This window comes from Paraburkholderia sp. CNPSo 3281 (assembly GCF_024206515.1).
Lineage (GTDB): Bacteria > Pseudomonadota > Gammaproteobacteria > Burkholderiales > Burkholderiaceae > Paraburkholderia > Paraburkholderia nodosa.
This window is the reverse complement of record NZ_JAMBPS010000057.1, coordinates 1-11,754: the sequence shown is the minus strand read 5'-3', so window position 1 is coordinate 11,754 and position 11,754 is coordinate 1. Positions and strand designations below refer to the sequence as shown.

At 66.8% G+C, this 11,754-nt stretch carries 8 protein-coding genes and 2 pseudogenes; 4 read left to right on the top strand and 6 right to left on the bottom strand.

Annotated features, from left to right (window positions below; all coding sequences use genetic code 11):
* Positions 1-55: 55 nt before the first annotated feature.
* Genes tagF through tssJ form a run of 5 tightly spaced genes read right to left on the bottom strand, consistent with a single transcriptional unit; the run spans position 56 to position 7,725 of the window.
* The gene (gene tagF / locus M3I56_RS33805; RefSeq protein WP_254357697.1) at positions 56-733 is read right to left on the bottom strand and encodes a type VI secretion system-associated protein TagF; all 678 of its coding nucleotides are present in this window, start codon (positions 731-733) and stop codon (positions 56-58) included.
* Positions 730-4,428, bottom strand: a complete 3,699-nt coding sequence (gene tssM / locus M3I56_RS33800; RefSeq protein WP_375541838.1) for a type VI secretion system membrane subunit TssM — start codon at positions 4,426-4,428, stop codon at positions 730-732. Before tssM ends, tagF begins: the two co-directional genes overlap by 4 nt.
* Positions 4,425-5,780 (bottom strand): DotU family type VI secretion system protein, encoded by a 1,356-nt coding sequence (locus M3I56_RS33795; RefSeq protein ID WP_254357696.1) that lies wholly within the window; start codon positions 5,778-5,780, stop codon positions 4,425-4,427. The genes tssM and M3I56_RS33795 overlap by 4 nt, the downstream gene beginning before the upstream one ends.
* A complete protein-coding gene (gene tssK / locus M3I56_RS33790) occupies positions 5,777-7,180 on the bottom strand; it encodes a type VI secretion system baseplate subunit TssK (protein WP_254357695.1) in 1,404 nt (467 codons plus the stop codon). The genes M3I56_RS33795 and tssK overlap by 4 nt, the downstream gene beginning before the upstream one ends.
* Positions 7,181-7,188: 8 nt before the next feature.
* Positions 7,189-7,725 carry a type VI secretion system lipoprotein TssJ gene (gene tssJ, locus M3I56_RS33785; protein ID WP_254357694.1) on the bottom strand — a complete coding sequence of 179 codons (537 nt, stop codon included), beginning with the start codon at positions 7,723-7,725 and terminating at the stop codon, positions 7,189-7,191.
* A 270-nt stretch (positions 7,726-7,995) separates the two neighbouring features.
* Between tssJ and M3I56_RS33780 the strand changes: the two genes are divergently transcribed.
* From M3I56_RS33780 to M3I56_RS41440, 4 genes and pseudogenes are all read left to right on the top strand, one after another.
* On the top strand, positions 7,996-8,532 hold the full coding sequence (locus M3I56_RS33780; protein ID WP_254357693.1) for a TssQ family T6SS-associated lipoprotein: 537 nt from the start codon (positions 7,996-7,998) through the stop codon (positions 8,530-8,532).
* A gap of 57 nt (positions 8,533-8,589) precedes the next feature.
* Positions 8,590-9,933: a type VI secretion system-associated FHA domain protein TagH gene (tagH, locus tag M3I56_RS33775; protein ID WP_254357692.1), complete on the top strand. Its 1,344-nt coding sequence runs from the start codon at positions 8,590-8,592 to the stop codon at positions 9,931-9,933.
* Positions 9,930-10,700 (top strand): PP2C family serine/threonine-protein phosphatase, encoded by a 771-nt coding sequence (locus M3I56_RS33770; protein WP_254357691.1) that lies wholly within the window; start codon positions 9,930-9,932, stop codon positions 10,698-10,700. The genes tagH and M3I56_RS33770 overlap by 4 nt, the downstream gene beginning before the upstream one ends.
* A 110-nt stretch (positions 10,701-10,810) precedes the next feature.
* A pseudogene (locus M3I56_RS41440) lies at positions 10,811-11,188 on the top strand (hypothetical protein); the annotation flags it as partial.
* Positions 11,189-11,249: 61 nt separating this feature from the next.
* On the opposite strand, the pseudogene M3I56_RS33765 reads toward M3I56_RS41440, so the two are convergent.
* A pseudogene (locus tag M3I56_RS33765) lies at positions 11,250-11,754 on the bottom strand (amino acid:proton symporter); the annotation flags it as partial.

The window sequence follows — 11,754 nt, the reverse complement described above, 5'->3', positions numbered from 1 at the left end:
CCTCCGTGCGCGGCGCGCGCGCCGCCGCGCCGCACGTTTTTCGGGGCGGCGTTTGTCATCGCTCGCCTCTGCCCGGCTCGCCGAAGAGCCGCTGGAACAGCGCGGTGTCGAGCCCGCCCGTGTGGACGTCGGTGCGCGGCGCGCCGTCTCCGGCATCGGTCCACCAGAAGCTCGTCATGCCGTTCGGGTCGAAGTACTCCCACAGGTTCGGCCAGCCCCCGTCCGCGGCCGTGGCCTCGCGGGCGCCGTCGCGCGCGCCTTCTCCCGGGGGGCGCGCCGCATCGTCGCGCAGCCCCTCGGCCAGCGCGAGATCGAACTCCTCCGGTCCATGCGCGCGGCGGATCGCGTCCTGAACGATGGCGTCCATCGCCCGGATGCGCGCGTCGGCGCAAGCGAGCGCCGGCCCGCCGGGTCTCCCGTAGCCCGCATGGGCGGACGGTGCAATGGCCTGCGCGACGACGATCGGATAGCGCCGCCCGACGCGATCGTGACTCGGCGCGACGCAACCGAGCTGCACCCAGCCGTCGCCGCTGCCGGCGGGAATCGCGAAGCGCCAGACCGGCGCACGCACATCGAGGCCCGTGCGAGCGGAGGCCATGCCCTGCGCGAGCCAGCGCTCCCAGGTGCGCGCGAGCTGGCCCGGCATGCGGCGGCCAACGAAGTCGCCCGCGCCCGGCAACTTGCCATACCACGCGGGCAACCCGAATTCAGCGCCGATGCAGGGACCGTTCATGATTTCCCCGGACACGAGAACGACTCCAGTTGGGTAAGACGCAAGGGATTGCGCACGCTGTCCGCCGTCACCTGCATGGCGAGCGCGTGATGATCCACGTTGAAGCCAACCACCATTTGTTCCGATGCCTGAGCGCGCGCCGCCGCGCCGCGATCGAACAGGCGCATCAACGCCCACGGCCCCTGGATCGTGAAGCCGTCGGTCGCCCCCGACTGCTCGGTGATCTGCAGGCTCACCTGGTTCATGCCGCGCGGCCCCGGCCACTGCACCGTGACGGGGGCCTGCGGCCCATGCGCGTAGCGCACCTGCTGGCCGTCCACGTCGAGCGTCCACTCGGAGATTTCCGGGTCCATGTCGAGCGGCTTGATCTCCACCTTGATGGTCGGCTCGCGCGCGCTGCCGGCAAAAAACGCGTCGCGTATCACCGCGGCCTTTTCGAACGACGCTAGCAGCGCGCTGTCAGCGGACGCGCCGGATCCACCGATGAAACGCCACGGCTGGACGCTCGCGTCCACGCGGCTTTGCAGGTTCTTCTGGAAGAAGTCGTCCATCAGGCCGCCCGGCGCGAACACGCGCGCGAAGTCGCCTGGCGCCACGTCGCGCGTCGAACCGCGCGCGAACGGATAGCGCCCCGCGATAGCCTGGCGGCAAAAGTCGCCGATGTTGACCGACGCGTTTTGCGCGAGATTCTGGTCGACGTTGCGCGTCACATTGCTCTGCGCGGCGTTCGCGAGGTCGCCCAGCATCTGCCGGAACGGCGCGGGCATGCGGCCCGCCTGGGCGCGGATCTGGTCGGCGTTGTCCGACTGCGGCGGTGTCCCGCCGCCGCGCAGTGCGGCGTCGGCTGCCGTGAGCCAGGTGTAGAGTCCGTCGATCGATTTGAGGACGCCCGCCAGCGCCGCGCTCGTGCCGGGTGCGCCGTTCGCGCCGCCGGCGCCGCCCGCCGCGAGGCTGCTGAACTCGCGCAGGTCCGCGAAGTGCGCGTCGACCACCGCTTCGGGGCGGCTTGGCTCGCCGGCTGCGTCGCCGCCGCCCTGCGGTTGACCCAGGATCTGCGCCAGCGATTCACGCGCCTGGTTCACCTTGTCCTGCGCGCTCGCGGCGAGTCCGCTCGCGCCGCTCGCCGTGTTCGCGCCCTGCGAAAGCGTCGTTTGCCGCGCGGCGGCATCGGCGAGTCGCGCGAGCGGCGAGTCCTGCGACGAGAGAATGCGGGCGATCTGCGTCGTCTGCGCAAGCGTCGACGTGCTCTGCAAGCGCAGATCGCCGAGATAGTCGTCCCAGCGGCGCATGTAGTCGTCGAAGTAGAGCGAGCGCACGTCCTTCGCCCGCGCGCTCACCTCCGCTGGCGTCGCGGCTTCCGGCGCGCTCAGCCCGAGCACCCAGACTTCGTCGCGGCCGAACGCATCGACCGCCGCGTCGAGCCGCCGGTCGAAGACCTTCCAGTAGCCGTCGTAGGTGAACAGGCCCGGCACGGCGTCGCTCAGGCTCGCGCCGCTCGCGCGCCGGAACACCAGCGCGCCCGAGGGGCCCGCCATCTGCGCCGCGCTCACGTCCCAGGCCGCCGCGGCGGGCCGCAGCGTGCGCGCGAGCTGTGCATAGAGGCGCTGCGCGAATGTCAGGCGAGTGAGTTTCTCGCGCGCGCCGGCCACCATCTGCTCGTTCCGGGCAAATGGCGAAACCACCACGCGGCCCGCGAACAGCGCCGCCATGTGCGCGCGCAGATCGTTGCGCTGCGCGGGCGTGAGATTCGCGCCCGGCGCCGAGGCGATCTCGAGATCCAGGACCGCCTGCACGAAATCCGGATCGTAATGGGCGCTGTCGTACAGCATCAGATACGCCTTGAGGGCCGCATAGAGATAGGCCGGGTCGTCGGGTGGCGCGTCGCGCACCGCCGTTTCGAGACGCCGCGCCGCGAGCGGCAGCAGCAGTTCGTCGAGCGCGCGGTGATAGACGTTCTCAGCGGCGGACTGCACCTTGTCACCCTGGAAGAGGCCCCAGCGGTACGCGAGCGACGGGTTGGCCGGATCGACGCCATCCACGTGCGCGATGTTGCGAATCGCGTCGAGCATCGGCAGCACGCGCGCAATGTTCTCGGCGTCGGTGATGGTCACGCCCTGGAGCGCGTGATCGATCTGCGGCACGTTCGCCTCGATCGCCGCGAGGTACACGCGGTTGCGTGCATAACTGCCCACCCACGCCGCCAGCGCGCCCGCCAGCAGGAGTGCGAGGAGCGCGTAGCCCACGAGCGCCAGCATGCGCTGGCGCTGGTACCAGCGCAGATCGGTGCCGGCGAGCCGCGCCTCCTTGAAGATGAGTTCCTGCAGCAGGTCCTTGAGGAAAAAGCTGCGCCCGCTCGCCGCCGCATGAGGCGCCGGCGGCACGCCGTCGATCTTCAGGAAGCGCTTGATGCTGCCCATCGCGCGGTCGAAGACCGTGCCCTCCTGCGTGCCGCTCGTGAAATAAACGCCGCGCAGGAGCGGCATCGAATCGAAGTGCGAGCTCGAAAACACCTGCTCGACGAACTGTCCGAGCAACTCCTGCAAGCCGCTGAACTGCTGCGGCAACGAGTAGATGAGCTCGCGCCTGCGCGCGTCGGGCTCGGCGGTGAAGAGTTCCGGCAGCGCGTCGTTCAGACGCCGGTGCAGCAGCCGGTATTCGCGATCGAACACGGTACGCAGGCTGAAGTCGCGAGCCTCGGTCTCGGCGAGCGCGATCGTGAAGCCCCACACCTGTGCGCGCTCGGTGCGATTGAAGCGCGCGAAATACTCGTTGAAGCCCGAGAGCAGGTCCGCCTTCGTCACGAGCACATAGACCGGCAACTGGATACCAAGCTCCGTGCGCAGCTCCTGCAGGCGCTTGCGCAGCGCCATGGCGTGCGCGGTGCGCTCGACCTCCGTCGCGCCCAGCAGATCCGATACGCTGATCGTGAGCAGCGCCCCGTTCAGCGGCTGGCGCACACGATACTTCTTGAGCAGCGAGAGGAAGCCCGACCACTCGTCCTGATCGAGCGCCCGATTGCTTTCGTGCGTCGCATAGCGGCCGGCCGTGTCGATCAGGACGGCTTCGTTGGTGAACCACCAGTCGCAGTGGCGCGTGCCGCCCACGCCGCGGATCGCGGCCTTGCCGAACTGCTCGGCGAGCGGAAACGTCAACCCCGAATTCACGAGCGCCGTGGTTTTGCCCGAGCCGGGCGCGCCGATGAAGACGTACCACGGCAGTTGATAAAGATACTGGCGCGTGAACCGTTCGAACCAGCGCCGGGTGCGTCCCCGCAGACCCTGAGCGACCTGCGCGCCCTGACCGCCCTGACCGCCCTGCGCAGCGCCAAGCCGCGCGTTGCGCAACAGGCGCGCGGCCTCGTCGAAGCGGCTGCGCAGTTCCTGGGTGTGCGGCGCTTCCTCCGCATGCGCGGCGCGCGCTTCCACGGGCTCGCGCAACTGGCTCAGCAACTGCGCGTTGAGCTGCGCGGCGCGCCAGTGCCGATACCCCGCGCGGCCGGCCCACACCGCAAGCAGCAGGACGATGACGAGCACGCGCGCCATGGCGCTGTCGAGCGGCCGGTACGCACCCACCGCGATCAACGGCCCGACGAGCCAGATGAGCGCCGCGAGCGCAGCAAGCCCGATCACGGCCCAGACGCGCGCGCCCAGCAGCGCGCGCACCCCGCGCCGCGCGGAACTCGCGACGCGGCTCACGGAGCGTCTCCCGAGCCCGGCGTCGCGAGCTTCGGCGGCGCGGCGCGCAAGGTGATCTCGACGCGCCGGTTGCGCGCGCGGTTCGCCGCGGTGTCGTTCGGCGCGACGGGATCGATGGCGCCGCGCCCTTCGGCGCCCACGCGGGTGCTGTCGCCAAGACGCGCGGCAAGGATGCTCGCGACGGCCTGCGCGCGTTCGACCGAGAGGTCCCAGTTCGACGGAAAGCGCGCGCTGTGCACCGGCACGTTGTCCGTGTACCCGGCCACGACCACTGCGCCAGGCACCTGCGCGAGCGCCGCCGCGACGCGCGCGAGCGTCGGCTGATAATGGTCGATCACAGTGGCGGATCCGGACTCGAAGAGCCCGTCGCCGCGCAGCACGATCACGCTGCGGTCGGCGAGATCGCGCACTTCCACGAGACCTTCGGCGATCTCCGGCGCGAGAAAGCCCGCAAGCCGCGGCGGCGGCACGTGGCGCACTGCCTGCGGCTCGGCCGCCTGCAGGCGCACGCCCGGCACCTGGAGGCGGCCAATCATTGCGAAAGCCTTGTCGGAGCGGCCAGCCAGCGCGAGATCGAGTCCGACATAGACGCCGAAGCCCACCAGCACGGTCAACGCGGCGCAGGCCCAGAGCGGCACGGCGAAGCGCTGCGGGTCCTCGCGCGCGATCTCGTCGCGCCAATGCGTGGACAGCGCCGCGTCGTAGTCGCCGCGTACGCTGCGGATCGCGCGCGCAAGCGTGTGCCGCAGGTCGTCGAGCTGGGCGCGGCCGTTGTCGAGCACGCGATAGCGTCCCTCGAAGCCGAGCACGAGGCAGTAGTAAAGCAGTTCGAGCAGATTCAGCTGCTCGCGCGGCTGCTGCATCAAACGATTGAGGAGTTCGAAGAATTTTTCTCCACCCCACGTTTCGTTGTGGAACGCGACGAGCAGGCTGTTCGCCGACCAGTCGCCCGATCCACCCCATGGCGTGAGCGCCGCGGCTTCATCGAGGGCCGTGCACAGGCAATAACGCGCCGCGCCGATCTGCTCGGGCGAGGCGAGCGCATCGCGCGCGCGCTGTTCGAACTGGCGGATCTCGTTGGCGAGATGCTCGCGCAGCCACGCCGGGTTCGGGTGGTGCACGGTGTAGCGGATCTGCGGGATCAGGTTCAGCAGCGCGTTGGCCGCGGCGACGAGCGGATTGCCGCCATCCCCGGAAGCCGCCGGGCCCGGGAGCCAGTTCGCCTGCTCGTGAAGCGCGTCCGCCTGCCACGCCTCGTCGCCAGGCGCCGGGCCGAACCCGGAACGCGAGGCCGTGAAGGCGCCGTGTCCGGAAGCGCGTTCGGCAGAGACGGGATCGTTGAGCGGATTCATCGGATGTCTCGCTCACGCGTGTCGCCTGAACGCATCTCGCGGATCGCCCAGAACTCCATCGCAAGGCCCGGGAAGTCGCCCGCTAAATGAAGCGCGAGGCCCCCTGAGCGTTCGAGCTGGCGCCAGAGGTCACCGCCCTTGTCAACCTCGAAGTAGCTGTGGCCCGCGTGGTAGGGAATCTGATGCGGCGCGACCGGCAGCGGCCGCACGGCAATGCCCGGCAACTGCAGTTGCACCAGATCGCGAATGCGCTCCACCGGGCCGAGCTTGATCTGGGACGGAAAGCGCGCACGCACGCTCTCGGCGGGAATGTCGGCGCGCACGGCCAGCACGAAGCCCGCATCGCGCAGCAGCGAGGTGTCGGCGATCACGGCGACCCGCACGCCGTTGCCCGCTTCTTCGAGCGCGATCTGCAGCGCGTGCTGGTCGAGTACCGTCGCAAGCGAGCGGCGCAGCTCCGCGAAAAGCGCGCCGAAGGTCGCGCGCAGGTCGTCGTGCTGATACACCGGCAACACCTCGGGCCGGCGTGAAGCCGCCGTGAAGGTGGCGAAGTCGGCGGCCAGTTTGAGCCAGTCGCGAAACAGCAGCTCCGGGTGAATACCCGGCGTCTGCGCCGTGTGCGACGCGATCGCGAGGTAACGGTTGACGAGTTGCAACAGCAGGAAGTCGGCGACCTCCGACACGCCGCCGCGCCCCGCCTGCGCGAGGCGCCCCGCCAGCAGCTCGCTGCGTTGCGATAGCAGCCGGTCGAGCTCCTGCACATAGCCCGCAAGCTGCGGGTGGGCATGTGCATCGAGCAGCGGCGGAATATACGTTTCCTCGATCACCAGCTGACGGTCGACGCGCCGCTCCACCACGCGCAGCACACCCATTGCGTACCAGTCGTCGTCCAGCTCGGCGGCGAGCGCGAGTTTGAGCTTCAGTCGTCCTAACTGAACCAGTGCGGGCTCCAGCCGGACTTCGTTGACATCGGCAATCTCCGCTTCGTGCGCCACATAGCGCGCAGGCGTGCGAGCGCCGCCGCCGAACGTCACCTGTGCGCTGCTGCTGCGCGACGCAGGCAGCGCGAGCACGACCGTGGCGTCGCGCACATCGGCGCTCACCTCGAGCGCTTCGGGCGCCTCGTCGAGATGCGAGAAGTCGAACGGCGTGCCGTCCGGCAGGATGCCGCTCGCCGCGCGCAGCATCACCTTGCCTTGCGCGAGTGCCTCCTCGTCGATCTGCAGCGATGCGAAGCCCCACAGAAAGCGCTGCAGCGGCGCGCAGCGCAAGTGCACATAGCGCTCGAAATAGCGCTCGAGCTGCTGGAAGTGTTGCGGCCGCAAAAACATGCCTTCGGACCACACCACTCGGTCGCGCAGTCCGGCACTGCCCGTGGCAGGCGCGACAGGAGGATTCATGCGGTCGTTCATCGTGCGTCACCGCTGGCCGGCGTCGCGACGAGTCCGTCGCCCTGCACCACGATTACGAAATGCGCTTCGGAAGGCTTGCCCTGCCAGAACTTGAACAGGTTGGTGCTGGCGGGCTGCGGCAACGCCACGGTAATTTTCCAGCGGCGCTTTTCGAGGGTGCGGTAGCCCGCCACGATGCCGAGACTGCGCACCGTCTCGCCGCCGGTGTAGTGAAGCGTACGCGACTCCCCGGGCCTCAGGACAATCCGGTCCGTGCCCGCCAGCTCCGGGCCCAGCGCGTCTTCCGGCTTGTTCTGCAGAGAGAAATAATCCGCCTTCCTGAAATTATTATCGGATTTGAGTTGAAATGTTTGCAATGCAACAGGAGCCGGCCGGTTTTGCGAGTCGCGATTCACGTCAGCCGCCACGTGAAAGGTGACGGCATAAGGGACCGGCAAATCTTTCTCTGTCGATGCGCACCCGTACAATAATAAAAGGGCAAAATATATCCCTTCGCGTGGATTATGCACGCGCTTAAATGATACTCCGTACATACCGTCCAAACCCTCTAATTCAGCGCGAATTCGCGTTGTCGATTGCAAAGGCAAAAGCGTCCCACGCCCCTGCATTCAAGCCTGAATTCAGGGGTTGGAAGTCGCTGCTCCCGGAACGCTTGCCCCGAAATTTTCCGCGTCAGCAAGCGGAATTGGGGCAATGCCTTTCGAATATTCCCGGAATTAAATTAATCTATCGCCGGTCGTGTCTCACGAGTAATAATTCATATGATGAAAATCCATGTGACTAGACTATAGTTCGTACGATTCGTGATCGCAACGCTCTCCGAATGCCACCTCTATAAAAAATTCACGAGCCGTAGAAATTACTTTCACGGCTCATATGAAGAAGTAAATACCGGATCGCCGAAAATGACCTGGCCGATTACCTGGAACTTGTTACGCGCGAATCGCACGCGAGTTGCCCTCGCTGCCGCATTTTTACTGACCCTGGTCGCGACGCTTCTTGCTGCGAGCGGTTGCACGAGCCTGTCGCCCGCGCAACGCACGGCGGCAAATGCCGTTGCTGCCGCACAGGACTCGTACGCTGCGGGCGACTACCAGCGCACCATCCAGCTACTGCGCAACAGCAACGCCTTCGTCGACGGCGACCGCTCCACGCAGATTGACGCGCACAAGCTGATGGCGTTCAGCTACTGCGTGACGAACCGCGTTGCCCAGTGCCGCTCGGAGTTCGAGGCAATCCTGCGAATCGATCCGCATTTCGAATTGTCCGCCGCGGAGAAGGGCCACCCGATCTGGGGACCCGCGTTCGACGCCGCGCGCCGCAAGGTTGCACCGTCCTGATGGACCGTCCCGCTCCGCGCACATTTTTATCCGTCTTTATGTGATTCAATCTGCATCATGCAATTGACCGTCATCGAGTACGCAGGAGAACCGGTCCACGCCGAAACCAGCGTGGAGTTTCGTCCGCCAGGTGGCACGATCGGACGCAACGCCGACAACCAGATGGTGCTGCCCGACGAAACGCGTCAGGTTTCGCGGCTGCAGGCGCTGCTGCAGATCGACGGCGATCACTGCGTGCTGAAGAATCTGAGCAGCGTCTCGGTGGTGGAGATCAACGACACACCACTCGAATACACCGAGGAGCATGCGCTCGAATCCGGCGATGCGATCCGCATCGGCCCGTATGTGCTGCGTGCGCAGGCGGGCGTTGGCGGCAACGCTGGCGCGACGACCGCAAGCGCGGCCGCTACGCCTGTCGCGCAAAAAGTCGCGAGGCCAGGCACGGCAACCGCCGTGCTCAACGACACGCCGCCCATCCCCACGGATCCCCTCGCGCTCTTCGCACGCTCAGGCGGTGCCGACTCATCCATTGCGCAGCCCGTCACGACGCAGGTGGCGCAATTTGCGTTGCGCGGCGCCATCGAGCGTGCGGCCGATACGCCTTTGCGCACAAGCGCGTTCGCAAAGCCGGAGGCCGGGCGTGAGCGCGATGCGCTGCCGCGCGTGCCACGACCGGCACCCCAGAAGCCGGCTGGCACGAACGACAAAAGCGATGCAAAAAGCGCAAGCGTGTCGCCACCAGCCAGCACCGCTTCAGCGGATGCGGACACTGCCTCGACGGCGCCCGACTCGGCCGACGCCCTCCTTTCCGCCTTCCTGCGCGGCGCGGGTCTCGAGAAGGCCACCTGCGACTGGTCAACCGAGCAATTGCACACGGCGGGGCAACTGCTCGCGCTGTTCACCAATGGCACTGTCGAGCTCCTCTCCTCGCGCAGCATCCTCAAACGCGAAGTGAAAGCCGACATGACCGTACTGCTCGACCGCGAGAACAACCCGCTGAAGCTGCTGCCCGACGGCAGCGCGGCGCTGCGGCAGATGTTCGGCCTGCCGTTCCCCGGCTTCATGACGCCGCCCGGCGCAGTGGAAGACGCGTTCCACGACCTGCAGGCACACCAGATCGCCATGGTCGCGGGCATGCGCGCCGCCCTGAACGACCTGCTGCAGCGATTCTCGCCCTCACGTCTCGCCGAACGAAGCGAGCCAACCCGCTACGAACAGCTCCTGCCGATGCTGCGCAAGGCGCGCTTGTGGAATCGCTACGAACGCATGCACCACGAGACGATGCTTGCGGTGGAGGATGACTTCAGCGCCGTATTCGGCCGGGCCTTCCTGCGTGCGTACGACGACGAGGTGAGGAACTATCATGCGCGACGCCGCCCAGCGCGTTCTGCCGACGCATGAATCTCTCGTGCGCCCAGTTCTCGCGTGCGGGACAGCGGGACAGCAACCAGGATGCACTTGGCTACACGATCACGGACGACTACGCCTGCTTTGTCGTGAGCGACGGCGTCTCCAGCGATCCTGGCAGCGAAATCGCCTCGCGTTGCGCAGTCGAACGGATCCTCCACCGGGCGCAGCACACCGGCCGCACGCTCGCGCAGACCTTGCTTGAGTGCATCGAGGAAGCACACGCAGCGATTCTCGCGATGCAGCAGCGCGACTGCGAGCGCGGCCGCATGAGTGCGACCGTCGTGGCGCTCTTCATCGACCGGCGTCACGACATTGCGCAATGGGTCCATCTCGGCGACAGCCGGCTCTATCGGTTCGCACGCGGCGCGCTGATCGAACAGACGCGCGATCATAGCGTGCGGCAGCAACTGCTGGACGCGGGCCTGCCAGGCGACGGCGTCAATCCCGCCTGGCTGCATATGGCGCTCGGCATGCGCGGCCAGATCGCGCCCGCGATCAGCCCGCCGCACGCGCTCGAAGATGGCGATGTGTTCTTGCTCTGCACCGATGGGCTCTGGCAATCCGTTGCGGAAGATGCACTCGAAGATCGCTTGCGCGTCGTTCATACCGTCGACGACTGGGCTGTGCTGATCGAGCACGAGGCGATCCGTCATTCGGGCAGCGCGCCGCACGCCGACAATTACTCCGCGCTCGCAGTCTGGGCCGGGAGCCCGCAGAACGTCACGCTGGCGCGCGTGAGGGCGCGCCGGTCGTGGTGAGACGTGGTTCGGGCGCGTGCAATGTCCGGAACGGCGACACCCGATCCTGTGGTACAGCTGAGCTCTTCGTGACGACGCAATAGAGGTTTCATAGGCTTGCACGCCGTCCGATGGATGCAAAATTGACAAAACGCATCTATCTATTCCAGACGAATATCGATACTTCTTTGACATCTACTTCTTGCACGACGCAACGGGACGTCGGTCCCTCCCGCACCGGCGAGCACAGAAACTATGCCGATGAGTCGCAGAGCGAAGCGATGGCACGAACGCCGCCGCACCGGCCTGATACGGGCGTCAGGTCGTCGTCGAGGGTTGCGATTCCTCGTTTTTCTGAGCGCGCTGATCGTCGCGAAGATCATGACGGAACCCGACGCGGCCAGGCGAAACGCGACATTGCCATAGTCATGCTGGCACCGAATAACTACCGCCGAGACAAAGGCTACTATCCGGCCCAGACGCAAGGCCTGGGTGCGTTGACGGAAAACCGACCAGCAAATCTGCCTGCTGAGGTCGCCTTTGTACGGCGCGTACAACAGGCGGTCGAGTTTAATGGACTGCGATGCCTTCGAGGACTTCGTCGTGCTCCTGGCGTTCCGCGAGGTACGGCGAGCGGTAGCCCGAATTTACGCCCCAGTAATAGAACACGAGCGCGATCAGCGCGACGACCAGCATGTCCCAGCCGTAGGGCAGCAGACCGGCGCCGCCGAACTGCTTGCTGCCGATCAGCGAGAGGAGCGCCATGATCGGCAGGTATGCACACAGCCACCATGCGGCCTTCAGATCCTGGCCCCAGCCGTCAAAGCCCTGCTTGCGCTGGAAGTAGAAGTACACCGGCAGCGCGACGACCATCAGCAGAATGATTTCGCCGGTCAGCGGCCACTTCGCCCAGTACAGGATCATCGATGCGCAGACGAATGCGAACGGCGCGATCACTTTCATGAACGGCACGGAGAGCGGGCGCTCGATGTCCGTGGCGGCACGCTTGAGCGCCATCAGGCTGATCGGACCCGTGAGGTACGAAATCACCGTTGCCACCGAGATCACCGCCGCG